The 25,575-nt window shown below is 45.0% G+C and carries 23 protein-coding genes; 5 read left to right on the top strand and 18 right to left on the bottom strand.

The window, feature by feature from the left end; all coding sequences use genetic code 11:
• Positions 1 to 509: 509 nt before the first annotated feature.
• Positions 510 to 1,088 carry a hydrolase gene (locus tag G9G53_RS14010; protein WP_029515795.1) on the bottom strand — a complete coding sequence of 193 codons (579 nt, stop codon included), beginning with the start codon at positions 1,086 to 1,088 and terminating at the stop codon, positions 510 to 512.
• A 125-nt stretch (positions 1,089 to 1,213) separates the two neighbouring features.
• Between G9G53_RS14010 and G9G53_RS14005 the strand changes: the two genes are divergently transcribed.
• Positions 1,214 to 2,107: a TetR/AcrR family transcriptional regulator gene (locus G9G53_RS14005; protein WP_165148399.1), complete on the top strand. Its 894-nt coding sequence runs from the start codon at positions 1,214 to 1,216 to the stop codon at positions 2,105 to 2,107.
• Positions 2,108 to 2,357: 250 nt separating this feature from the next.
• Here G9G53_RS14005 and mutY read toward each other — a convergent pair whose 3' ends face one another.
• Complete coding sequence (gene mutY / locus G9G53_RS14000; RefSeq protein WP_165148396.1) at positions 2,358 to 3,578, bottom strand: A/G-specific adenine glycosylase; 1,221 nt, start codon at positions 3,576 to 3,578, stop codon at positions 2,358 to 2,360.
• Between the two features lie 4 nt (positions 3,579 to 3,582).
• Entirely contained in the window at positions 3,583 to 3,987 is a 405-nt protein-coding gene (acpS, locus tag G9G53_RS13995; protein ID WP_029515799.1) for a holo-ACP synthase, read from the bottom strand.
• Between the two features lie 184 nt (positions 3,988 to 4,171).
• Here acpS and G9G53_RS13990 point away from each other — a divergent pair, with 184 nt between their 5' ends.
• Positions 4,172 to 4,999, top strand: coding sequence for an alpha/beta hydrolase family protein (locus G9G53_RS13990; RefSeq protein ID WP_029515800.1), 828 nt, complete (start codon positions 4,172 to 4,174; stop codon positions 4,997 to 4,999).
• Between the two features lie 114 nt (positions 5,000 to 5,113).
• Here the strand turns inward: G9G53_RS13990 and nadE are convergent, their stop codons facing one another.
• The 3 genes from nadE to G9G53_RS13975 form a co-directional block, all read right to left on the bottom strand.
• On the bottom strand, positions 5,114 to 5,923 hold the full coding sequence (gene nadE / locus G9G53_RS13985) for an ammonia-dependent NAD(+) synthetase (protein ID WP_025722646.1): 810 nt from the start codon (positions 5,921 to 5,923) through the stop codon (positions 5,114 to 5,116).
• Positions 5,924 to 6,024: 101 nt separating this feature from the next.
• A complete protein-coding gene (locus G9G53_RS13980) occupies positions 6,025 to 6,459 on the bottom strand; it encodes a BrxA/BrxB family bacilliredoxin (protein ID WP_029515801.1) in 435 nt (144 codons plus the stop codon).
• A 141-nt stretch (positions 6,460 to 6,600) separates the two neighbouring features.
• Positions 6,601 to 8,340, bottom strand: coding sequence for a two-component system sensor histidine kinase NtrB (locus G9G53_RS13975; protein WP_039270619.1), 1,740 nt, complete (start codon positions 8,338 to 8,340; stop codon positions 6,601 to 6,603).
• 291 nt (positions 8,341 to 8,631) lie between these two features.
• Between G9G53_RS13975 and G9G53_RS13970 the strand changes: the two genes are divergently transcribed.
• Positions 8,632 to 9,891 carry an NAD(P)/FAD-dependent oxidoreductase gene (locus tag G9G53_RS13970; protein WP_029515803.1) on the top strand — a complete coding sequence of 420 codons (1,260 nt, stop codon included), beginning with the start codon at positions 8,632 to 8,634 and terminating at the stop codon, positions 9,889 to 9,891.
• Positions 9,892 to 10,175: 284 nt separating this feature from the next.
• On the opposite strand, the gene G9G53_RS13965 is transcribed toward G9G53_RS13970, so the two are convergent.
• From G9G53_RS13965 to G9G53_RS13940, 6 genes are all read right to left on the bottom strand, one after another.
• Positions 10,176 to 11,846 (bottom strand): ribonuclease J, encoded by a 1,671-nt coding sequence (locus G9G53_RS13965; RefSeq protein ID WP_029515804.1) that lies wholly within the window; start codon positions 11,844 to 11,846, stop codon positions 10,176 to 10,178.
• Between the two features lie 111 nt (positions 11,847 to 11,957).
• The gene (locus tag G9G53_RS13960) at positions 11,958 to 13,388 is read right to left on the bottom strand and encodes a YfcC family protein (protein WP_069012135.1); all 1,431 of its coding nucleotides are present in this window, start codon (positions 13,386 to 13,388) and stop codon (positions 11,958 to 11,960) included.
• Positions 13,389 to 13,390: 2 nt separating this feature from the next.
• Entirely contained in the window at positions 13,391 to 14,974 is a 1,584-nt protein-coding gene (locus G9G53_RS13955; protein WP_069012136.1) for an amidohydrolase, read from the bottom strand.
• Between the two features lie 135 nt (positions 14,975 to 15,109).
• A complete protein-coding gene (locus tag G9G53_RS13950) occupies positions 15,110 to 15,823 on the bottom strand; it encodes a GntR family transcriptional regulator (protein WP_029515807.1) in 714 nt (237 codons plus the stop codon).
• 96 nt (positions 15,824 to 15,919) lie between these two features.
• Entirely contained in the window at positions 15,920 to 16,732 is an 813-nt protein-coding gene (locus G9G53_RS13945) for a fructoselysine 6-kinase (RefSeq protein ID WP_165148393.1), read from the bottom strand.
• A 28-nt stretch (positions 16,733 to 16,760) separates the two neighbouring features.
• Positions 16,761 to 17,732 (bottom strand): SIS domain-containing protein, encoded by a 972-nt coding sequence (locus G9G53_RS13940; RefSeq protein WP_238437995.1) that lies wholly within the window; start codon positions 17,730 to 17,732, stop codon positions 16,761 to 16,763.
• Between the two features lie 303 nt (positions 17,733 to 18,035).
• Between G9G53_RS13940 and G9G53_RS13935 the strand changes: the two genes are divergently transcribed.
• Entirely contained in the window at positions 18,036 to 18,668 is a 633-nt protein-coding gene (locus G9G53_RS13935) for a LysE family transporter (RefSeq protein WP_029515810.1), read from the top strand.
• A gap of 20 nt (positions 18,669 to 18,688) precedes the next feature.
• Here the strand turns inward: G9G53_RS13935 and G9G53_RS13930 are convergent, their stop codons facing one another.
• The 4 genes from G9G53_RS13930 to G9G53_RS13915 form a co-directional block, all read right to left on the bottom strand.
• On the bottom strand, positions 18,689 to 20,029 hold the full coding sequence (locus G9G53_RS13930) for an amino acid permease (protein ID WP_165148390.1): 1,341 nt from the start codon (positions 20,027 to 20,029) through the stop codon (positions 18,689 to 18,691).
• Between the two features lie 190 nt (positions 20,030 to 20,219).
• On the bottom strand, positions 20,220 to 20,519 hold the full coding sequence (locus G9G53_RS13925; RefSeq protein ID WP_165148387.1) for a spore coat protein: 300 nt from the start codon (positions 20,517 to 20,519) through the stop codon (positions 20,220 to 20,222).
• An 18-nt stretch (positions 20,520 to 20,537) separates the two neighbouring features.
• Entirely contained in the window at positions 20,538 to 20,723 is a 186-nt protein-coding gene (locus G9G53_RS13920) for a hypothetical protein (protein WP_029515813.1), read from the bottom strand.
• Positions 20,724 to 20,942: 219 nt separating this feature from the next.
• Complete coding sequence (locus G9G53_RS13915; RefSeq protein WP_165148384.1) at positions 20,943 to 21,377, bottom strand: hypothetical protein; 435 nt, start codon at positions 21,375 to 21,377, stop codon at positions 20,943 to 20,945.
• Between the two features lie 289 nt (positions 21,378 to 21,666).
• Between G9G53_RS13915 and G9G53_RS13910 the strand changes: the two genes are divergently transcribed.
• A complete protein-coding gene (locus G9G53_RS13910; RefSeq protein ID WP_013369372.1) occupies positions 21,667 to 22,131 on the top strand; it encodes a MarR family winged helix-turn-helix transcriptional regulator in 465 nt (154 codons plus the stop codon).
• Positions 22,132 to 22,305: 174 nt separating this feature from the next.
• Here the strand turns inward: G9G53_RS13910 and G9G53_RS13905 are convergent, their stop codons facing one another.
• Entirely contained in the window at positions 22,306 to 23,898 is a 1,593-nt protein-coding gene (locus G9G53_RS13905; RefSeq protein ID WP_165148381.1) for a glycoside hydrolase family 32 protein, read from the bottom strand.
• A gap of 111 nt (positions 23,899 to 24,009) precedes the next feature.
• The gene (locus tag G9G53_RS13900) at positions 24,010 to 25,509 is read right to left on the bottom strand and encodes a glycoside hydrolase family 68 protein (protein WP_165148378.1); all 1,500 of its coding nucleotides are present in this window, start codon (positions 25,507 to 25,509) and stop codon (positions 24,010 to 24,012) included.
• Positions 25,510 to 25,575: the final 66 nt, after the last annotated feature.

The following is a 25,575-nucleotide window of genomic DNA, read 5'->3' as shown; positions in this document are numbered from 1 at the left end:
CTACCTTAATCCTCAAAGCAAAGGCAAAAAGGATCAACCAGAAAGAACTGGTTGATCCCATAATACGAACGGGCAGGATAGTTTAAAGCTTTCGATAAATCGTATGGCCTTACGAAAGACAATAAAAGCGCAGCTCATGATTGGAAAAGACCGAAAAGAGCACCACCAATTCCACTGGCAATTATGCAAATTTATTAGCATTAGCGCTGCGCCACTAGGCGTACTCGTCCCATTGGGCACTGCGGAACTCATGCTGGTTGCTATACAAGAAGCGCGTGCCAATTGCGACGAGCCGTTCGCTCTATATCATTCAGCGGTTACTTTGTATATTTGGTGCAGCAGGTCGTATCCCATGCCGTCAGCCAATATGTGCACCCTGGGAACACATAATCGTCCTTTAAGTATGGCCAGATGAGATTCCCAGCAAACGCAAAGCGAGTTTCAAGCTGTGGCGTTCTTCGTGTATTCGGTCAAATAATACACGGGGAATGGGAAAGTCATTTTTTCAACTATAAACAGTTGCCTGAAAGGGCAGAGAGGATTTCCTGTGTTGTCCGGGTACGCCCGATGCGTGGAAAAATGAAATTTTTTACGTAATCATGCCCGGTTTCGGAAAATCCAGTCATAGCATCAATCGCCAAAATCAGCTGATACCCATGCATAAATGCTTCCCGCGCAGTCGTATCAACGCCCAACTCAGTAGCGATGCCGCATAAGACGATGGTATCAATTCCTCGGCGGCGCAACTGAAGGTCGAGCTCCGTTCCGTAAAAAGCCCCCCATTGCTTCTTCGTGATGATATGGTCTGTCTCGGTGACCCGCATTTCCGGGACGATTTGATCCCATCCTTCAGGCAGATTCAGGGGTGGTCCAGGCGAATCCAACTTAGGACGCGGGATATCCTTCAAATCTTTACTAGATACCCGGACCAGTGCAACCATTGAGCTTTGCTCACGGAAAGTATCTGCCAAGGCTGCGGCGTTAGACACTACCTGCTCAGCAGAATAAGGGGCGTATTGATTTCCTATCCACTTTTGCAAGTCAATAACAACCAACGCTGTTTTTTGTGGATCCCATAATCGTTCCATTCTGTATGTTCTCCTCATCTCTTCGATTTGACCGTATGTCTAATTACGCGAACATATAGTCATTTGACTTCATGTTCCGTATTTTGTACTATCATTCATGAATAGTCAAGGGGGAGATTTTTCTTATGAGTGTGACAAGGGAAGAGGTTTTAAAATCGGCGATGAAGCTTTTTAAGGAACATGGGTTTCTTTCGACGACGATACAGGATATTGCCGAGGATTGCGGTATTGCCAAAGGATCAGTCTATAAATATTTCCCTTCCAAGGAAGACCTCTTCAGCGAGGTGTTTGATCAATGCCATAACGCCTATTTTGATCAAGTCGATGAACTGAAACGCTTTCCCGAACTCTCGCCAGAAGAGCAGTTTCTGCAGCAGATCATTCTGCGATTCCGTTATTTTATGGAATACAAGCATATTCTGATCGAATTCACGGAGCTCCCCATCCAACAGGATCCCAAGTTCCAGCCGCTTAGACACAAGGTTAGAGGGCGGCTCATCCGATGGCATAAAGAGTGCTTGATACAGGTTTATGGCGAAGAAATTTATCCGTTCCTGTGGGATTTGGTTTCCATCTATCGTGCGATTCTGAAGGAGTACTTATTTTGGATCGTTTATGAAGAAAAGTCTCTATCGCTTGAGGAAACGGCAAGGTTCATTTTGGATAAGCTCAATGTGCTCGTTAAGCATATGATGGCCTCTAACCTGAAGCCTCTGCTGAAACAGGCTTCGTTCGAGAGGTATTTAAGCTGGGGGCTCGAGGACCGCCAAGGGGAGAGAGAGCAGTTCCTTACCGAGCTGTTCCGGGAGATGGATTCGGCCCTTAATGTTCTTCCATCCGGCGCAAAACATCGTTCGGAGTTGAAAGAGGTTTACCATTTTATCCAGAACGAAACTCGTAAAGCGGAACCGAACTTCCCGTTGCTGCAAGCTTCGCTCTACTTTTTGGAGAGAGAGAAAGAGCTTAAAAGTCAGGTCATCCAGTTAAGGAATATTATTTATTCAGGTAGGGGGAGATAGCTTGTTATGTGAAATCAAATCTAACCCCATTGGGGACAAGAGCGAAGACTCTAGGGGTGGAGAGAACAATACGCGAGAAAGGTACGTCTAATGTTGTTACGGTTAGCGAGCATTCCGCTAACGGGAAACGTTAGTTCAATGGAAACAGCGACAGTCTAGGACTTTATTTTCTCGTCCTTAGTTGTCGCCGTTTCCATTTTATAGGATAAATTAAACACTTTGTCTTTTACTGACAGCTATTCAATTAACATCAGTTCCCTTTTTGCTTCGCATAATACTCGGTGATCAGATCGAGGAACACCTTGGGAAACGCCAAGGTGGCCATATCGGCTTCGCTGATCCAGCGGTACCCCGCTGGCAGCACATTGCGCGCGTGCTCCGTCTGCTCAGCCAGCGCAATTAACGCACCTGGCTTCGCTCCGGTGCTGTAGCTGGCCCGCTGCTCGGCAGCCAGCGGGGGGCCTCCCGCCTCCTCGGCAGGGGCGGCGACCTCCTCACACTGGAACACACGCAGATTCCAGTGAATGTGGCTGAACGTGTGCTCCGCCTCACGTACAAACCGCACCGGGCGCGCAAGCACGCCCTCTGCCAGCAAATGAGCCGCCAGATGGTCCATGGCGGGCTCATCTGGCACCGGGCCGTTGTCAGCAAGCTCATGCGGCAGCTCCCACATGCGGGCCAACAGGCCCTTGGCCGGGCGCTGCCGTACGAGCAGGCGGCCGGTGTTCGCTCCGCTGCCCTCGATGAGAGCGACGGAGCGCGGCTCCAGCCGAGGCGGCTTTGCCTTGGTCTTGACTGGCAGTGTCTCCTCTCGACCTGCCAGCCTGCCCGAGCAATGCTCCATGACCGGGCAGGTCAGACAATGAGGCGACTTCGGCGTACAGACCAGTGCGCCTAGCTCCATCAGAGCCTGATTAAAATCAGAGGCTCTTCCTTCGGGAATCAGCTCCCGTACCAGGCTTTCCATATGCGCCCGTGTGCTGCCCTTCATAATATCCTCTTCAATGAGAAAATAACGCGACAGCACACGCATCACATTCCCGTCCACAGCAGGCTCTGGTCGATTGAAGGCGATACTCATAATCGCCCCCGTCGTATACGGGCCTACTCCTTTCAGTGCAGCAACAGCTTGTGTATCATCCGGCACCTGTCCGCCGTGAAGCTCAACTACTTGTTTTGCCGCAGTTTGCAAATTCCGGGCCCGCGAATAATAGCCCAGTCCTTCCCATAGCTTAAGCACATCCTCCTCGGGCGCTTCCGCCAGCGCTTCAATCGTAGGAAAACGTGCAATAAAGCGATTAAAATACGGAATGACCGTATCGACACGCGTCTGCTGAAGCATAATTTCCGAGATCCAGATATAAAAAGGATTCCGATGACGTCGCCACGGCAAATCGCGTTTGTTACGCGTATACCAATTCAACAGTTCAAAGCTGAAATAACGCTTTTGTTCCAATGTATTTGTAGTCATCACATCACGTCTCCTTATATTCGACAATCACAAAAGCAGAGGCAATGTTAGGCTGATGTGTAATACTCAAGTGAATGCTGTAATTTGAGTCACCTGTATTCGGCAATCTCAGTCGATCCCACGCGGATGAAGACAAATAAACTACTGGCTTCCCCCCAGGTTCCGGTAAAATATCCATATCGCCAAACCCGATGATTTGCCCAATTCCGCAACCGAAGGCTTTCGTTATCGCTTCCTTGGCAGCAAAGCGCCCTGCTACAAACTCCGTTAGTCTACCCTTGCGTTCCACAGCAAGCTCGCGTTCTGCCGGGGTCAGCACTCGATTCAAAAACGCATCTGCATATTTACCTGCCAAAATATGAGCCATACGGCTTATTTCCAGCACATCATGTCCAATTCCGTAGATCATTTGGGTATTCTCCGTCCTTTATACTTTACTGGATCTATTGTAACAGTGCGTCCACACCCTGGCGAGTCACAAAGGCGTAAAAACAGCACCAAAATATGTTAAAATAAGAAAGGCTATAGATGAATGTTTGAAATTCAGCTGATATGCCCATTTTAAAAAAATTCCCGTAGAAAGGAAGGATAGGATGTCAGAAACCATTATTGTTGAAGCAGGTACCGAAGCAGGAACAGATGCGGTGATCCGGGCTTCCTGGTTTCCCTCTAAAAATACAGCCAAAAGCCTGCTCATCATCGCTCATGGCTACAAAGGATTTAAGGATTGGGGCATGTTCCCCTATATAGCAGAAGCCTTGAGTATGGATAACCATGTTGTGACCTTCAACTTTTCACATAATGGCATAGGTGAGGATCTGGAGAATTTTACCGAGCTGGAAAAGTTCGCACGCAACACCTATAGCCGCGAACAAGAGGATTTGGAACTATTGCTATCCAATCTGAGAGCACGCCATGAGTTCAGAGAATTGCCGTTGTTTCTGTTAGGACATAGCCGTGGCGCGGGAAGCTGCTTTGTATACGCTCTGGATCATCCCGGCGAGATTGCTGGCGTCATTTCATGGAATGGCGTAACAGATCTTGATCTGTTTACTTTACCGCAAAAAGAAGAAATGCGCGCCAAGGGGCGCAGCTATGTGGAGAACGCCAGAACCGGGCAACAGCTTCCGCTAGATGCTATCATTCTGGAAGACCTGGAACAAAATCGCCAGCGTTTTGCCATTGTAGACAGACTTGCCAACAGCCAGCTCCCAGCTGTACTGATCCAGGGAACCGAAGATTCCAAACGTCTACGAGAAGGCTCTGCCCTGCTCACATCCGTTCGTCCCGACATCGAATGGGTACAAATTCAAGGCGGCAATCATACCTTTAATACCGTTCATCCATTCCAGGGAGGCAGTCTTCCACTGGATCAGGCGATTACCGAAACCCGCCGCTTCATTGAGTGGATCGCCAATTAATTATTACCCCTTCAATACAAACGGCGATCCGCCGGGCGGATCGCCGCATTTATTTACTTCAGAATTTTGCAAAATCCTCGCTTGAGCATTTTAAAATTACATAATGATTAATGCTTAAACTCCTGGGATGCTTGTCCGCTTATGCGCAGTACGTGTAAAGAAGCTTTCCAGCTTTTCGCGTGCCGCCGGGTCAATTTCCTTGCCTTCCAGATAGTCACTGTTTGCTTCGTAGGAGATCCCCAGTTCTTTTTCATCCGTCTGGCCTTCCCACAATCCTGCTGTAGGCGCTTTGTCCAAAATGGCCTGCGGAACTCCTAGATAGCTGGCGAGCAAGCGCACCTGACGTTTGTTCAGCGTGCTAAGTGGCGTAATATCGACCGCACCATCGCCCCATTTGGTATAAAAGCCTGTGATGGCTTCGGAAGCATGATCTGTGCCAACAACGAGCAAATTCAGCTCATTCGCAAGTGCGTACTGAACCACCATCCGTGTTCTTGCCTTTACATTCCCTCTCACTTGCGGAGTAATCGAACGCTCAAGACCGATATCCTTTAACGTATGCTCCACTTCTACGGCAACCTTGTCCACGGCTTCCTTAATATTCGTTTCCCCGGCATATTTCAGGTCGAACGCTTTGGCAACCGCGTAGCTATGCTCGATATCTTCCTGTTGGCCGTATGGCTGGAATACACCCAACGTTTTGTATTCGTCTCCTTGTTCCTGCGTCAATTCATCTGTAGCCCGCTTGCACAAAGCAGCTGCTACGGCACTGTCAATCCCGCCACTGATGGCGATCAACAGCCCTTTGCTTCCCGTTTTCGTTACATACGACTTGAGGAAATCCACACGCTTACGGACCTCTGCCTCTACGTTAATCGTAGGCTGTACTCCCAATTCAGCAATAATCTGTTCCTGCAAACTCATCAGATAAGCACCTCTTTTTTAGGAATTTCCTTCACAAGCCAACATGCAAAAGCCCCGGCAAGTTTCGCAGGCGAAAAATGCGGGGCATAGCTTGAGCAGTCTTACCGGCAAAAACGATCAAATGCACTGGTCAAATCAGCAGCAATCTGATCTGCCGAACGATCCTCCACCTGATGACGCTCGATGAAGTGAACCAACTCGCCGTCTTTCAACAGCGCGATAGAAGGGGAAGACGGTGGGTAAGGTGCGAAAAATTCGCGAGCCTTTGCCGTTGCTTCCTTGTCCTGTCCGGCAAAAACCGAATACAGATGATCTGGCGTAATATCATGCTTCAGTGCTTCACCCACACCCGGGCGGCATTGGCCTGCGGCACAACCACATACCGAGTTCACAACCACCAGCACTGTTCCTTTACTATTAGGCAGCTTGGCCTCCACATCTTCAGAGGTACGCAGTTCCTGAATCCCAAGATTCGTCAGTTCATCGCGCATCGGCTGAACTGAATCTCTCATATATTGATCGAAAGACATAGACATATTCTTTCACTCCTTTTCCGAAAATCATGTATAGTACGTTTCTAATTTCATCCTTTGCCGTAGTAAAGGCATGGACATCTAAATTTCATTATACAATCTTTTTCACGTAATTTGCAAAAATCCGGCTATATTTTTGAACGATTATTTCTGTATCGGACTCATGACAGGAGGCTCAGAATGATCCCGGTAAGTCGGGACGGTTCTGCGCAATCGAACTTTAAACTGCGTGCCCATTCCCTCCACCGAATCTACGGCAATCGTACCGTGATGACGCTCCACTATACTTTGACATAAGGCCAGACCCAGACCTGTACCTTTCGTTTTGGTGGTGTAAAAAGGTTGGAACAGCTTTTCAAGCTGTTTTTGCGAAATTCCAGGCCCTGTATCCTTTACTTCCAGTTCCACGAAATCCCCTTCCTCATGAGTAGAAATGGTCAGCACTCCCTTTTCCCCCATGGCTTCCATCGCATTACGCGATAAATTAAGCAGCAATTGCTTTATTTCCTTAGGGTTCAAATGCAGCATCGTCACATGATCCTCCAGCTTTAGATCAATCGTCTGCCCCCTCAGATTCGCATCTGCCCACAATAAAGGCGTCAGTTCGCGAATAATATCATGCAGATGACATTGCTCCTTCTCGACAATTCGATTCTGGGCCAGTGAAAGAAAATCGTTAATAATCCCGTTCGCCCGGTCAAGTTCCTCCATCACAATGCGGTAATAATGGTTGAGGGATTCTGGGCTTTTCTCACGCATAAGCTGTAAAAAACCACGCACAACCGCCATCGGATTACGTATTTCATGAGTAATGCCCGCTGCCATCTGTCCAACCAGGCTGAGCCTCTCGAAATTGCCCAGCTCACTGCGCAGCGTCTCAAGCTCTGTAATATCTTGCAGGGCGATAATGACGCCTGTCGTTTGGTTTACATGTTTATCCCGAATAGGAAGGAAACTGGAGAAGAATACTTTGGGAGTAACATTTATAAAATCAGCACCCGCCTCTCCTTCCAATGCTTTCGCAACTCGTTCGTTAACCACAGGTAAAGTGTCAAAACCATATAACGTGCTCAATGGACGACCCACTATCTCAGGCAGTGTAATGTAGGGATCGTAGTTTCGATAGAGTTCCAGCATCGTTTTGTTCATATGTATAACTCGTTCTTCGCTGTCCAGAGTAACAAGAGATAACGGCATCAAATCCATAACTTGACGCAGCTTATCCACTTCAATTAAGTATTTGCTCGTAAACTCAGTCACATCACGCCGAAGCGTCAGTTTCTCAAAGGCATTATGCATTAGACTCACGACCGTAAAACTTGCCAGCACCCCTGCACCCATATTCCAAAACGTTGTAAGTAAGTCAGGAATGTATACAGAAACATCCTGTTTGCCCCACAGTAGCGGAAATATCGCCTTAAACAGCATATCAGCCACAACATATGCAGAGATCAGGAGCTTTTTGTCCAGCAATGTTCCTCTTTGAAAAAACTTGACATGCAGGAGCATAAAAGGAAAAAGGATAAAACCAGTGCCCACATACATTGGGGACATTTCTGTCGACTGGGCTATAATCAGGACACCCATCAGTGCGGAAGCAGCGAGCACAAAGGCAGTGCGACGTCTACCGTACATGATGCCAACAGCAAGGGGAATAATACCGAGATTAGAAGGTAGACCATACGGAGACTGATATTGAAAGAGTGTACATAGCAATATGGCTGGTAAGCAACACAAATACAGTATTCCTTGAGTGGGTCCAGGAAGCAGATTGCCGCCCCAAACCTTTTTCTTATCCCCATAATCCGTTAATATAGAGAAAAAACCCGCCGATATAACGGCAAGGAGAACTTGGAGCACACTTTCCTTCAACGCAATTAACAAGGACTTCTCCCCCTCATCATCTTTCCTTGACGCCGTTAGTTGAATTAAAGCACAGGCTACAATATATTACAATATATGTGTTAAAATTCCGGTATAGAACGACAAAATCTGCTAAATACCAGATGTATATAAGAAGATCGTTTTTACGCGTTTTAAAATCCTGTAAATTGAAAAATATACACGTTTACCGTGCCCTTAGGTTATCTAAAATGACGGTATTGCGATATGATGAAAAATTGGTTACGCCGTTCTGAATTTTTTGAAAATTTGTCGACGAAAAGGAAGAGGTTTATGACTTACGACGTTATTGTGATCGGAGGCGGCTCAGCCGGATTAATGGCTGCTGCCGCTGCCAGCAGTGAGGGCGCCAAGGTGCTTTTACTTGAAAAAGGAAATAAACTCGGGCGAAAGCTGGGGATCTCTGGTGGAGGCCGTTGCAATGTCACGAATGCCAAAGAGCTGGACGAACTCATTCGGCACATCCCCGGCAATGGCCGTTTTCTGCACAGTGCACTGGCGGATTTTGGCAATCGGGATATCATCGCCTTTTTTGAACAGCTGGGTATAGCCTTAAAGGAAGAAGACAATGGGCGTATGTTTCCAGTGACGGACAAAGCCAAAACAGTAGTCGATGCTTTGATTAACAAGGTACGCTCTCAAGGAGTCGAAATTCGGACAAGTCGTCCTGTTCAAGAGGTTATTTACAAAGAAGGTCATACAGCTGGGGTACGGCTGCGTTCCGGTGAAATCCTACATAGCCGTAATGTCATTGTAGCCGTCGGTGGCAAGTCCGTCCCGCATACCGGCTCGGAAGGTGACGGCTATGCATGGGCAGAACAAGCGGGGCATACCATTACGGAGCTGTATCCAACAGAGGTGCCATTGACCTCAGGCGAAACGTTCATCCAGACGAAAGAGCTTCAGGGACTATCCTTACGCGACATCAGTCTGACCGTATGGAATGCGAAGCAAAAGAAAGTTGTCGTCCATGAAGGAGATATGATTTTTACACATTTCGGTCTATCTGGCCCAACTGCTTTGCGGTGCAGTCAATTTGTCGTCAAGGGAATGAAAAAAGATAAGGTAAACACGGTGTTATTGACTCTCGATTTGCAGCCTCATAAACATGCCGATGAAGTCTACCGTGAGACGCTGGAGTTGGCATCGGTCGATGCTAAAAAAGCGATCAAAAACGTGCTTAAGCCTTATTTACCGGAACGCTTGATTCCATTGTTGCTCCAGCAAGCCGAACTGCGTGAGGACTTGACCTATGATCATATTCCCAAGCAGCAATGGCAAGAACTTGCTCATCGCATTAAGGCGTTTCCAATCCGTGTGAACGGTACGCTCTCTCTGAAGGAAGCATTTGTTACCGGGGGCGGTGTGAATTTGAAGGAAATTAATCCGAAAACGATGGAGTCCAAGCTGATGCCTGGATTGTTCTTCTGCGGTGAGATTCTCGATATTCACGGTTACACAGGTGGTTATAATATTACAGCGGCGTTTACGACAGGGCATACAGCAGGGACACAAGCGGCCGTAAGCGATTAAGACGCTGCGCGTAGAACTTGATCTTACGATCGCTGTTGCCACGGGATTCTCTTGATTATATAAAACATTTAAGGGTAAGAATTCCGTGGCAAAGGCGAACGCTGTCGCTTCTTCAGATTCAAATCCTCCGCTGCGCTGCATACCACCACTGCATCCTCATTTTTTGGGGGAGATAGGAAAAGGAAATGAAAAAGACTTAAATCAGTTGAATTGCTGAGTTAAGTCTTTTTTTGAGTAATCGTGTATTGAACAAGCTCTATCTTGTTTTGACATTTGCCGCTATCTTAAACCTCAATAATGATAGGTAAAATCATGGGTCTTCTCTTCGTCTGATTGTAAATGAACCGACCAACATCATCTTTTAACATCTGCTTAATCAGTCCCCACTGACTCATTTCGATTTCTGTTAGCTCGTTCACTGTGGACATAATCGTGTCGTGGATCTGACTCATGAGCTCTTCGGAATCCTTAACATATACAAAGCCTCTTGAAATGACCTCTGGCGCTGCGAGCATTTGCTTCTCATTTTTACTCAACGTCATCACAATAATCAGCATTCCGTCTGAAGAAAGTTTTTTACGGTCACGCAGGACAATATTACCTACGTCACCGGTTACCAACCCGTCTACCAAGCTATTGCCGGCTGGTACTTTAGGGCCCAGGGATGCCCTTCCCTCTTCAATTTGAATCGTGTCACCGTTATGGACGATAAATACATTCTCCATCGGAATCCCCACTGACTCCGCTAGCTGACGATGCTGATACAGCATTCTGAATTCACCATGTATAGGAATCAAATACTGTGGTTTCATCAAAGTCATCATTAATTTCAGTTCTTCCTGGCTACCATGACCGGATACGTGCATTCCTGTAGAGCTGCCTGATCCATAAATAACCTGGGCACCCAGCACATACAGGTTGTCAATGACCTGGGAAAGGTTTCGCTCATTCCCCGGTATGGCTCCCGCAGCAATGATGACCGTATCACCAGGCAAAATTTCGATTTTGGGATGCAGAGAATTGGCTAAACGTGACAATGCGGCCATCGGCTCTCCCTGGCTTCCGGTACATAAAACTGCAATTTCTTCTGCGGGAAACCGCTCTGTTTCTCCCGCCTCAATCAGTAAATCCTCAGGCATATGCAAGAAGCCCAGCTCCTTGGCCACTGACACCACATTTATCATACTGCGTCCGAGTAAAACCAGTTTCCTGCCTGTTTCCACAGCCGCGTCAATGACTTGCTGGACACGGTTAACATTAGAAGCGAACGTGGAGATAAATACCTGCTGTTTGGCTCTGGCAAATGCATCTAGAATATGCCCGCCAACCAAACGTTCTGAAGGGGTAAATCCTGGCCTTTCCGCATTTGTACTTTCGGAGAGCAGCACTTTCACCCCCTTCTTTCCTATTTCAGCCATTCGATGAAGATCGGGAAAAGGTCCGCTTACGGGAGACATATCGAATTTGAAATCGCCGGTATGAACCACATTTCCTTCCGGTGTCTGAAAAAAGACACCCAAGCAATCTGGGATACTGTGGACCGTGGTGAAAAAGGATGCCTGAATCGTTCCCGCTTGAACGGTTGAATCCGCATCTATAAGATGAAGCTCGGCATCACGCAAAAGGTTATGTTCCCTTAACTTAATCTTAATTAATTCGATGGTGAGCTTTGTCCCATAAACAGGCATGTTAATCTGCTTGAGCAGATAGGGAATACCTCCGATGTGATCCTCATGCCCATGAGTCACAATGAGCGCTCTGACTTTATCCTGATTTTCCAGCAGATAGGTGACATCGGGCACAATAAGGTCAATACCAGGCAAGTTCTCATCAGGAAACTTCGAACCACAATCGATTACGACGATATCCTGATCGTATTGGATGAAATACATGTTTTTCCCGATTTCATTCACACCGCCTAAAGCAGCAATGAGTAATCTATTATCACCAAGCATCAAGTTTATTTCCTCCTTAGAAAAAGGCTATCCATATTATTCATTTTCCACGTAAACTTATACACAAAAAGAAACCCTTGTCTCTAAAGACAGGGGTTCTCACTTGATTTACTAAATACCCACCGCAGCCGAAATAGCAGCGAAAATAGCAGCAACTAACCACAGGATGGGGAATAGCTTGAAGATTACCTTCAGCCACTGTCCAAAGCTGATCCGGGCAATGGCCAATCCTGCTAGCAGAACTCCACCTGTCGGTGAAATGAGATTGGTTAACCCGTTACCAAACTGGTACGCTGTGACTACGGCTTCACGATTGATGCCTACAAGATCGCCAAGCGGTGCAAGTACAGGCATAGTTAGTGCTGCTTCCCCCGAAGAAGATGGGACCAGGAAAGTAATAATATTATGTGCAACCAACATAATGGTTGTGAACAAGTAATTTGGCAATCCTTCCAGGATGCCTGCGAGTGCATTCAATACGGTATCGATGATCATACCCTGCTCGGCGATGATCAGAATTCCGCGAGCGAGACCTATAATCACTGCAGCGTAGATGAATTCTCCACACCCTTTTACAAAATTCTCAGCTATCTCCTTCTGGCTCATTTTGGTAACTACCCCGACAAAAAGACCGAGTGCGAAGAAAAGGGCGCCGATTTCAGTCATATACCAGCCTTTGGCCAAAATTCCCCAGACAATGGCTCCAAGCGTTACAATAAATCCACCTATAATTAATTTGTCCCGAAACGTGAAGACGACGTCCTCACCTGTATTTTCTTTTATAAATTGCTCACGATTTATAATATCACTCTGAAAAACAATGGATTTCTCCGGATTTCTCTTAACCCGGTGCGCATACCACATCGTAAAGGCAATAGAAATCATAGTAAATACAAGCCATTCAATAAATCTCAGCCAGAGCTGTGGATTCCCCTCCACTCCTGCGATCCCCTGGGCAATCAATACTGAAAATGGATTCACAGTCGAACCAACATAGCCAATTTGCGTTCCCAGAAATAGAATGAGAATAGCAGTCATAGAATCGAAGCCTAGGGCAAACATTAACGGAATAAAAATTGCATAAAGCGGAATAATTTCTTCGCTCATCCCAAAGGTAGAGCCTCCGAGACTGAATATAACCATGGCAATTGGAATAAGCAAAATCCCCTTATTCTTCAGACGTCTGGCAAGGGCTGTCAGGGCACGATCGATGGCTCCCGTCTGCAGTATAATCCCGAAGGAGCCGCCTACAATAAGGACAAAAGAGACCACATCGGCGGCATTGATAATCCCTTCAATCGGGGCGCTAAGGATTTGGGGGATTCCCTGTCTTAAATCACCATTCTCACCCGTTTTGGGTACAGTGTGATAGGTTCCCGAAACGATTGCCGTTTTGGTCACACCGTTCACTGTCACTTCATGACGCTCAAACTGTCCGCTGGGTACAATCCATGTCAACGCAGCGACCGTAATAATAATCAAAAATATTAAAGTATAGCTATGGGGTAAGGATAATTTCCATTTCTTATTCTTGATGTTCATGTTTATCCCTCATTCCAAGAATGGTTATACGTAACCTTCCCTCCCATAATGGTCAATATCACTTGGGCATCCCTGATGTCGCTAGCGGATGCGTTAAGGAGGTCGCGATCAAAAACGGCGATGTCAGCATATTTTCCAGCCTCCAGCGTACCTGTAACCTCTTCCATATAACAATGTTTGGCTCCATTAATGGTCCATGCCCTTAAAACTTCGGATGGCGGCATCCCTTGGTCAGGATACCAGCCTCCTGCAGGCGAGCCATCCGGGAATAATCGGTGAGAGGCTGCATACAGTGAATCAGGGACACTAGTGATAAATAAAGGCAGATCAGTCCCAATGGTTATTGGCACGTTAGCCTCCAGCATGGATTTATAATTATAAAAGCGGTTTTCATTGTCTTTACCTACCACAGCAGACATATAAGCATCCTCGTAAGAAGGATTCAGTAGCAGGATTTGGGCGTAGACTTCGGCAAAAATTTCGTTCTCGCCCATTCTAATCAGATCATCTGGATGAGGATACTCTAGATCACTGATCGAATGTCTAATAAGGTGATTACCTTGTTGTTCGCGGCATTTTTCAATCATCGATACTGCCTGGCGAATTGCAGCATCCCCTTCTGCAGTTAGGCAGCATTTGATACCTTGGCTGTCTGCTTCCAGAACTGAGGCTTCAATTTTTTCATAATCAACCGTTCTTAAATTCGTGACTTCAGGCATATCTGCGTAAGGCTCCAACATATCCCCTGTATGATCGGCTACAACGCCGTCAAGCATCAGCTTGTATCCTTGAAAACGAATAAGGTCTCCATTATAAAGTGCTTTATACTTGATACCGGTGCCAACATCCAATGGTTCAACAACGGGTTCAAGCGAAAAATGAAATCGGAGTGGCAGTTCTCCTGCTTCTTTCAATTCTTCTAGAATCGGCAGTAGCTCGCTATGCCGGTCAAAGCCAATATCCTTTATGGAAGTAACTCCTCGTGCAGCCAGCAGGCGGCAAAACTCTACAAACTCTTGTTTGACAAGGCTGCGATCCTGCATCATGGCTTGGAGTAGCAAAGCGCGTGCCTCAGCACTGCATTGATCCGGCAAAAATTGATATTTCTCCTGAGCCAGTCGGTTCATCCAGCAGTAGCTTTTATTTAGGTTAATGGCAATTACCGCCCGATCAGGGAACATCTCGTCCAACAAGCTTTGTTCCGGCAGCTTGCCCCATCTTTCCTCGCTCCAACCGTAAGCGGTTACATCTTTCCCTGGCGGAAGATTGTTTGCCGCTTGCAGCATGGATTCCACTGCTTCTCCAATCGAGGCTGCATGAGTCAAATCCACGCCCCGATGCATCGACATATATCCGGTAAAAAATACATGATTGTCATGAACTCCTGGCATGATAAAAGCATCACCCAAATCACAGACAACCGTTTCAGTTCCTATCCAAGCTTGTGCTTCCTCGGGACGCCCCACTGCTGCAATACATTCTCCCCGCAGTGCAATAAACCCAGGCGAAGCTTCATTTTCTAAGCCATTAAAAATAGCATTTGACAGTAGAACCTTGTCCGCTAATGTGTCCTTCTTCCCTTGCACAGTTTCACCTCCTCATTATTTATCCGCTTCATAACATAACGTAATATAACGTTATAACATTGCTTCTGCTTCTCTCATGGAGTGGAAGCAGAAGCTGCGCCGTACCTGAATAACATTACGTAACAGGCAACGGATTTATATTGAGAATTGATAACGGTCCCCAATGATGTACTGCTTACCTACATGAACGGGGCTTCCATGCTGATCATAAATAATCGTATGCATGTAGAACAACGCCTGTCCGATGGCCGTCTCTAGCAGCTTTGCCTGGTATTCATCCGCCAAAGCGATTTGTAATATCGTCTCTCCCGGTTGGTTAGGATCGATGCTGTATTTATGACGCAATAGTTCGTATACAGAGCCCTCTAACTGCTCTTCCATTAGAAATGAAAATCGGTCATAAGGATAAAAATTATTCTCCAGCATGAGCGGTCGATCACCGGCGTATCTTTGGCGCTGAATATATAACACTTTTTCTCCTTGTGGCAACTGCAACTGATGTGCAATTTCCTCATCTGCTTCTATGATTTCACGTTCTGTGACCACACTGTGTGAAGAGAGGCCGTTGGATTTGCAGGCAGCCGTAAAGCTGATCACATGTTCAATCTTCCGCCCAATTTTGGGTACATTGACAAAGGTTCCTTTTCCTTGACGTTTGGTCAGATAACCTTCATGAACCAATTCGGCAATCGCTTTTCTTACGGTAATTCGACTTACATTGTAGGTCTCGCTTAGCTCAGTTTCGGTCGGTATACGACTTCCCTGCGTATATGTTCCATTATGAATAGCAGTTTTGACCGCTTTTTGTAATTGAATATATAATGGCTCTGCTTGATCTGAATTCAACATAATGTACCCTCACTTGTCATATAACGTTATATTACTCCCACTTAGAGTATCAAATGTTACATATTCTTACAAGTGAAGATGTTTGAAAAAAGTTTATTAGTAACGGACGCCGTATCCGAATGAACCTTCTACCAGACAGCTCTGGGCGGCAACCCTCGATCCTTCTGCCATAGCGTCCTGAATATTATCCTTTTTCAAAAAACTCAGTAAAAAGGCGGTGATATAGGAGTCTCCTGCCCCCATCGTATCCACAGCGTCCACGGAATCAGGCGTTTGAAAATAGAACTTGGTACCATCATAGGCAATAGATCTATCTCCGCCGCGTGTGGCTACCAGAATTTGCCCCTCTTTTTTTCGATTGGAGCGGATATAGTTCTGTGTCTCTTCATCCGTCATATGGCTGCAAGAGAAGAATGCAAAATCGGCGTACGCAATATATCTCTCGACCTGTTCATCTACGAAATCATCTGAAAAGTCAAAAGAAAGAGGGATTCCCAGCGTCTCCAATTCAGGCAGCAAGTGCCCTGTATGACTGTACAAGCCCGTGTGAATAAGGTCGAACCCGCCAACATAGGCCTTGTCATCTTCACTCAGCTTCAGCGGGTGGAGACGTGTAACTCCTCCCTCATTGCTGCCCAGAAATACTCTGTCCCCGTCTTCCAGGGTTACACGTGCGCAGCCGTTCTCACCGCTGTGATATCTGCACCGTGAAATGTCGATTTCCAGCTCACGGAGAATGTGTTCTACATGCTGTGCTTCGTTATCATCCCCGAATACTCCAATAAAGGCTGCATCTACTCCCGCTTTTTTGGCAAACACACTGAAATTAAGCGCATTGCCGCCAGGATACATCATGCGCAGATGAACATATTTATCTACCACATTATCGCCAATGCCTAGAACTTTCATGATGGTTTCCTCCTGTTGGTAAGTGCGCTTAGTAAGCTACTTTGCCCATATAACGGCGAGTTTCCAGTGGGTGATTGCGTACATTTGCGAGTGCTTCACGATAAACACATACAATGCTATAAAATAAAACCGGGTTAAAGAACTCGACAACCTCGTCAGCAATGGTTCCGATTCCAAGCTCCTTCGCATCGATTACTTCTACTTTCTCGGCATATTGATTCAGGAAAGTCTGTGCCCGCTCATCCAATGCCCGTGTGCGTCCTTCGTTGATCATCAGAATAAATGGAGTTTCTTTATCCGTTACTTCAAACGGACCGTGGAAAAATTCACCGGAATGGATTGAAGCCGCATGAAGCCATTGCATTTCCATTAGAGAACAGATAGCAAATCCGTAGGCATGTCCATAAGAAGCTCCGCTGGTCAGGATATAGAAGAGATCTTCATTGCGGTATTTGTCAGCGAATACACTGGCACGCGGTTCGACTTGTATTTTGGCCCTGTTAATAATTCCATTGATTGCTCCCAAGCCGTTCTGGAAAGCTTGATAATGCACATAGCCTTCAGCGACTTGAAGCAGCTCAACAGTAAGCTCCAAAATAATAGCCATCGGGTTATTTTTGACATCGCTCTCATCTCCCCACTCGTAGAGGAATGAATAATCAGAATAATTGAGCAGTGTCGCTTCACTATTGTGGGTTAAGCCGATGGTGTAAGCGCCTTTCTCTTTGGCTGATTTAGCAGCCGCAACCGATTCCGGCGTGTTTCCTCCATGGGAACACACGATGACAACTGAGTTTTTACCTAATCGTTTTGGCAGCGCGTGCACAAACTCATTTGCTGTATACATGCCTGCTACCAGCTTCTTCGCTTCACTATCCAAGAAATATTTTGAGGGATACATATCGACTAATGAGCCCCCGCAAGCTACTAAATAAACCTCAGAAATCTCTCCACTTGATTGTTCATAAATCGTTTGAACCGTCTGTTGTACATTCATCATTTTTACCTCTCCTTTTTGTATAACGTTATATAACGTATTGTTTATGGGATAAATATAAGCGCTTTCACCAAAAGTGTCAAGCCCATTTATTCAATGAACTTTTAATGATCTGCATTCAAAAAGCTCTAATCCTTTTGTCGAAGAATTAGAGCTTCTATTGGGATTTGATTTATTGAGTGTTTGGTCATAACGAGATTACACCTACAAAATACGCAAAAAATTGGTCTTACCCATGGGTTTGTCCGAATAAACTAAAGTAGACAAGTACATAACAGCCCATAAAAAATCAAGGAGGAAAACACCATTAATACATTTATCAGTTATATTTTTCTCGGTCTGTCACTTTCGGCCCCCATTGGGCCGATTAATGCTGCACAGTTGGATCGAGGTATTAAGAATGGATTTTGGCATGCTTGGTTTATCGGGCTTGGGGCAATAACCGCAGATATAATCTATATGCTGCTTGTCTATTTGGGAATGATCCACCTTCTCAATGCCCCGTTTGTTAAAGCTTTTTTATGGTTATTTGGTTTTTTCGTACTTGTGTATACAGGTGTTGAAAGCATCAAAAATGCAGGTGTGATTTCAGAATCTGAATTAAGGGGAAATGGCAATACCTTAACCAATTCATTTTTGGCAGGCTTTCTGATGTCATTATTTAATCCTCTCTCCATCCTTTTCTGGCTTGGCATTTACGGGTCCATACTGGCCAACGTCGCTAATACATATCCAGTACAACAGCTAATGATCTTTAGCGGAGCGATTGTATTAGGTGTGTTACTCTGGGACGTAACCATGGCAGCCGCTTCAAGTATTTTCCGGAGGTTTCTAAAAACCGGATTACTTAAAACCATCTCTTGGATGTCTGGATTATCTCTTATCGGTTTTGGTTTTTATTTTGGTGTACAGGCATTTCAATTACTTTTTTTACACTGACGATTAACTCTCTGACAAAGTTAACGAGATTCCTTGGCGTGTTTTCGGCGAACCCATTGTACAATGAGGTCACATATTGCAATGAACAAGACCAGAAGTAAGCTGATGTAAACCCCAGGACGGCTAAGCTTATGAAAAAAGGATCCGACCACAGCCATAGCTATCAACAATAATCCAACCCAGCGTTTAATGTTGCTAGATGTGCTCGATTCCAGTAACTTACCTGAAGACAGCAAAATAAAGCACCAGTTATACAACAGCATTAACCCTGCAGCTGTTGTAATATATTCATACACTTTTCCCGGCAGCAGCAACGACATTACGATGGCTGAGATTAATCCAACAGTGATCAAACTAAGTGCATACAGAGGATATTTGCCCTTCCACTTCCGTGAAAACAATGTGGGCGCATCTCCCTCCTGTGCAAGTGTAATCATCATAGATGTCTCTGCATATAGGGAGGCTGTCATTGTTGAGAACCCTGCAATAATAAGCACTCCATTAAATAAATGAGGTACAAAAACCAGATGATCGCTGCTCAGCGCAAGCACAAATGGACTTTCCTTCGGGTTAAAGGCACTTAAGGGTACCATAGACACAGCCAGACCAATCGAAAGCACATATACTACAACGAGCGTCATCAACATTACTTTTCCTGCTTTAGGTGCATCCTCCGGTTTTTGAAGCCGATTAGACATTATTCCGAGCACTTCAATACCTCCGTATGCATAAAAGGCAAAAATAAAAGATGACCATAATCCCATACCGCCGGTAGGAAAAAAGTCTTTGTAACTGATGGGGAACTTTGGATTATATTTTCCTCCTCCGATCCAGCCTGCCAAAAGAGCAACGGCCAAGACCAGAAACATAACAATAGCTGCCATTTTAATAATAGCCAATACATTTTCAACTCGATCAAAACCCTTGTTACCAAAAAAAACAATCACAAGCCCTAAAATCCCGAAGCCTGCCGCAAAAATCCACATCGGTACCTGAGGAAACCAGAAGCGTGAGAATATAGATAGCGCCGTTAGTTGGCTCCCATTGATAAGCAATTCTGAGAACCAATACACCCAGCCACTACCGAAGCCTGCCCAATTACCAAATGCTTTTTGGGCATAGGAACGGAAAGAGCCCTGTTCTGGATGATCTGCCGTCATGCGCGAAAGAGCGTCAAACACCACATACGTTCCCACCGCTGCCAAAAAGTATGCAATGAGTACGGCTGGGCCACCGATGGAAATCGCTAAGCCGGACCCGAGGAAATATCCTGTACCGATGGTACCTGCAACTCCTAACAAGCTTAGTTGCCACCATTTTAGTTTTTTTTCTTTTTGCATACGATCCGAAGACTTACCCATAAAAGAGAATCACCCTATTCCTGAATTTGAGACCGAGTTCTCTATTTTAAGATTGCCTATTTCACCATATTTCATGTGAAGCATGACTTGGCTTTATTTATGAATAAAGAAGCACCAGAACCCCGTTAAGGTTTACTGGTGCTTTGTAAATGTATAAAATTGTCCGAGGGGTTAAGTGAAACTCAAACGATCAAACTTTAGATAAAGAAAGGGCCTTATCGGCATTTTGAATATCCATTTGTATTTGCTGCTCCGGATCATAAGCGTTATAGTAACCGTTGTTCTTCATGTAATTAAAGATTTGTTCATGAAGATTAACCGCTTTGCTCAATTGGTCACAAAGAACATTGCGAACTTCCGAACTGGTTGACTCTGTCAGCGCAAGAGCATAGTTCTTAATTCCGCTTTTAGCTGAAATTAATAAATCAGAAGCAATCACCTGATCGTTCATGGGACTCGTTCCAGTCATATTCTCAACAAAAGAGTTCACGTTAATCCTCCTTTAAAATTACACAAGTAGATTTCTAAGCTGTTGAATATCTTGTGTACCACCGTTGACATCCTGCTGCAAAATGTTTTTTAAGTTTGTGTCTGACACTAAAGGAATCATGGTTTGGGCTTTTGTGAGACAAGTTGTTTTAAATGTAAGCAGCTCATGTAATTCCAATTTTTCGTGAACTCCTAATTTTTGCATGGTCAAAACCTCCTTTCTGAAATTGTTATTCCCTGCTGTCGCTGCTATTTATGCAAATCCTACAGAGTTTCAGTTCTGGCAAAAGCTCCAACTGAGTTTTTCTCACACAAAAAAAAGCTCCTTCAAAGCCACAATAATCCATGGTCTTATAGGAACTTTTCCTTAAAATGTGCTGGACAGTGAAGACTCAAATTTCTAATCATGATTTTAGGATAAAAATCAGGTATGGATGCTTCCAGAAAATCCATCCACATCGTCCTCGGGTTGAGGATCAGAGCTGACGTTGTGCTCCTCCGTCGTATTAGTGTACGTTTGAGAGGAGCCATTTTTATAAGCTTCGCTCCAGTCTTCGTTGATCGTATGTGCTGGGATAATCCAGTCTTCCGGGTTATAACCTGGATTATGTACACCTATATTTCCTTGCAAACCGGGATATTCATCCGGTTTAGAGAAAAGAGTCCCTACCTCAATCATGCTTCCTTCATAGGCTTGGCAAATTTCCAATGCAGACAGTACATCTTGGTTCTCAATATGTACATTGAGACCTGTGTCACCGTTCGTGCTGGCAGAGTATCCAATTTCCTTTAATGTTTCACAGGCTTGAGCAGCTTGCTGCGGATCACGAAATTGAAAACGGAAAGAACCCGTATCCATGTGTTTCATCTCCTCTGAATTAGCTTATTTTGTTAATTTGTTCATTAGGTTAGGTATGTTCTTTTTTAATATAACCAACCAGAACAGTATTTTTACATTCAAATCCTTTATTTTTCAAAAATTTACTATAATGCTTTGAAATTAAATAGTTAAAAAAGCAGCTACTGTGACAAATCGCATGTTTTCGCTATGTAAATCCCTTTATGCTAGTAACAAGGGTATGGTTGCCCGGTCATCCGAGCCGAGCGGTCAAAGGATGCCCAAATCCATACATAAAGGCGGAATGAAGATGATAGATTACCGAACATTGGTGACACAGCAATCCATGCATTTGTATAGCGTGTTTGCCAAGTCATTCAAAAGTGTAAACGAACATGCGGTTGCTGGCATCAAAACGGTGGGCTTCAACCCAACGGCCTTTGCCGTGATGGAAGTTTTATATCACAAGGGCGCGCAGCCAATCCAACAAATTGGAGCAAAGCTGCTTCTGCAAAGCGGAAATGTCACTTATGTTATTGACAAGCTGGAAAGTCGCGGTTATTTGCACCGTCACCCGTGCGACCAAGATCGTCGGATTATATATGCAGAATTGACGGACGAGGGACAACGTGTCATGGACGAAATTTATCCTGATTATACACGTCAGATTGAACGTGCCTTTAGCGGAATCAGTGAAACAGAAAGAGATCAACTCATCGGCTTGCTTAAAAAATTGGGTCGTAGCGCTGATAACCTGTCACCTTATCACAAATAGAATGTATAGTAATTTTAGCAAACAAACATTTGTGAAGAAATGAACAATCTTTAGCTGTGCTAAACGTAGATTAGATTTATACTAGAAAAGTCCACCCTTATATTCATGGGTGGACTTTTTATATACCTGAATAGAGCGAAATATGCCCAAGCTTACGAGCAGCATAAGTATCTGCTATCGACTAAAATGTTTGACCACTACATTGTTAAACATAGCCGGACCGCCATCGGAAAAAAGAGTAATTTTCTGATCCTCTAATCGTGGAAATATTAAGGAGGAATAAGCTACTTCTCCATCATCTACAAACACTTCAATGCTGGTTTTATCGACGAGAATGTTTAGGTGGACCTTTTTCTTACTAGCATCAAAAGGCGCCTTGCTCTCTACATATTTCCCACTCTGATCTGGATGTCCGGTATTGGCTCTATTTACGTAGGAGTATTGCCCATCCACCGAAACACCGACATCCACATGGCGCTTGCCATCTGCTGACTCTCGAAGCCTCAGTCCCGCATTTTTGATCGTTGACCAAGATACATCCGCCTCTAACTGATAGGTATCGCCTGCTACCGGAAGCGAGTAAACACCGTCTACTTTGATCTGTCCAAATGATTTCGTAGAAGTTTGGAATCGATCCAAAGTTTTTACTGGCTGTGAAACCAAGCGATACCCAGCATCTGCTGTATGCTTCAACCGAATTTGACGAACAATCGAATCCATTCCATTAAAGCCTTCCTTTAGGGTAGGCGTGTTATTGGCATAATCCCAATTATTCATCCAGGCCAGAGCATAACGGTGACTGTATTTATCTTTGTCTTTTCCTTCCTCGAACGTAACTGCACCATACCAGTCAAACCCATAATCCAGCCACTCAGGTTCACTGTGATCAGGGAGAAACGCTTCTCCATTAAAATCTCCCGTCCAGTAGGCATACGTGTTGGGTCCGCCTGTTGGTTTGCTATTGGCGCTCGCGCCCAAAACCCATTGATAGGTTCCATCATCTGCACGCATCTGGTAAAGGTCAGGACATTCCACAAGCCCGATATTTTCCGTTTGAAAGCCACTCGTAAATTGCCAATCCTTTAAATTTTTAGACTTATAAAAGCCAATCTTCGTTCCCTCTGCCATGACCATCATCCATTGATTACGCCCAGTATCTCGGATGATTTTGGGATCTCTGAAGTCCTTTGTACCGGGATTGGACATCACAGGCTTGTTGCGGTAAGAAGTAAACGTCTTGCCTCTATCCTTACTGTACCACAAAAATTGTTCCTGCTTTCCGCCATCTGCGGAGGGCTGTGTCACAATGGCTACCAGCGTCCCTTTTCCAAAACCTGCGGTATTCTTATCATCGATCACGACCGAACCGGACCAAGGATCTCCATTCCGGTTCGTATATTTGGGAATCGCCACCCCTTCATCTTTCAAATGAACCAGGTCGGTTGATGTGGCATGTCGCCATTCTGTACCGTTCTTTTTGGGATAGTCACGATTGTATAAATAGTAATAATGATATTTTCCATCGAAATAAATGGGCCGTTGGGGGTCATTCTTCCACTTATCCGGAACGGTAAAATGATAGGCTGACCGATAGGTCGGTGTTGTATGCTTACTTTGTTTAGCTTGACTTTTTGGAGTTGCAGCAGATTTTGGGGGTTCGGCTGTATCCTGTTGGTACATACTCCAACCCATAGCTATGAATATAGTTAAGCCTGTGATGATTACAACGGATCGTATCCAAATGCTCTTGGGAGTTTTTTTTTTCATTATGACGATCCTCCTTACCTCTCATTGCATCGTTATGTACCGTCCGATGGACGACAGATCGGGTTGCTACCAATCTGCCGCCTTCGGACATACTGCATTACATATACTTACTTATTTCTTTCCATACTCATTTGGGGATTCTTTTTTGTCATTCGTTGGATCAATCGTGATTTGCCCTTGCTCCAAAATACCGTTTTTCACAACAGAGGTTTTCGAGCCTTTAATATTCAGCAGGAAGCTTGGTGCGAAAGTAGATTTGTGATCCGGGAAAAGCCCGCGATTGGTCATATAACTCGAAACGACTACGTTATTGCCTTTGCCTTGCGGGATAGCAAAATGGGCATACGTCCAGGTAATATCATCACGATCCAGATCCTGATGAAGAACGAGACCGGTTCCATTCAAGGGTTTATAAGGCCCTGTCAAGGAAGTAGAAACATAACCCAGCATGTAAATATCATCGTCACCGATCGCATCTACAGTCACCTTGGAGCCTCTCGTACTCGTAAATAAATACCACAAACCGTTCATTTTGAACACATTTGCCCGTTCAATTTCATCTGTTACCAAATTGGAAGCAATCAAAGGAGGCATTACATTTTTCAACGTATAATCATCATTCAATTCAACGATGCCCAGTGCGCCGTTAGCCAGCTCAGCTCCCTTTTTCTTGGGACTTTGCAACAAATTTTGTTGCTCTTCCGTGAAGAATTTCTTATTGCCGCCATAATAAGCTGGGTTTTGAAGCGAATCTTCGCCTTGGTAGCCGGTTTCTGTTCCTGTGTTGGCTTCAAATATAATATATTTGTGGCCTTGATCCTCGACATAGTGAGGGTCTCTAAACGTATGGTTGTCCATATCTATTCCGACGCTTTGCTGTACATTTTGATAGGTTTTCCCATCTCCACCGTCATAGATCGATTTCAAATCCTCGACTCCATCTACTTTCAGTGTCTTGTCATCAGGCTGAGAGACATTAATTTGAGCCGTGCTCAAGGTTTGTTTGCCGTATAGTTGGTTACTTGGATCAAAGGGCTGTCTGCTGGTATAGAATAAACGTACTTGTCCATCAGCGGTTAAGGTAGCTGAACCTGACCATTCTTCTGACTGATTTTTTAGAATCGGATCGTTGGCAAGCAGTTTATCATTGTCTTTAAATACTCTGCCAGCGTTTTTCCAGCCGCTCAGTGAAGTATTGCCCGCTTTTTGATAGAACAGGTATATGAATGTATCCTCGCCTCTTTTAGGATCGCCTGCCAATCCAAAAACGATATTATACCCTTTGTAATTGGCTACTGTGCCATCGGCATTTTGTAACGGCCAAGAGTCCCAGACATCAAAATCAGTCAGCTTGCCTGAGCTGTCGCGACCAATAGCAGAAGGAATATTCTTAATTATAGACGCATCGAAGGACGGAACCTCATATTTCTCTTTGCCTTGCTGTTTGAAAATATTCAGCATGTCATTACGCGTAATTTGCGTAAATGCATTGTCTGTTTTGAGATCAGATGCATCATTTTCCTCGGCAAAAGCCTGAACGCCGCCTCCTAACAGCAAGGTAGTTGCTACTGTTGCAGTGGCTGCTTTACTGAACCATTTGTTAAACTTCAAGTACTCCATCTCCCTTAATCTAATTATGCTTCTAGATTTGAAAACCAACTTTTTGGTTGATAGGGC

The sequence above is a fragment of the Paenibacillus sp. EKM206P genome (assembly GCF_011066155.1).
In the GTDB taxonomy this organism is placed as follows: Bacteria; Bacillota; Bacilli; order Paenibacillales; family Paenibacillaceae; genus Paenibacillus; species Paenibacillus polymyxa_D.
Note: the sequence above shows the minus strand (reverse complement) of the source record. Positions and strands in the feature narration are given on the sequence as shown.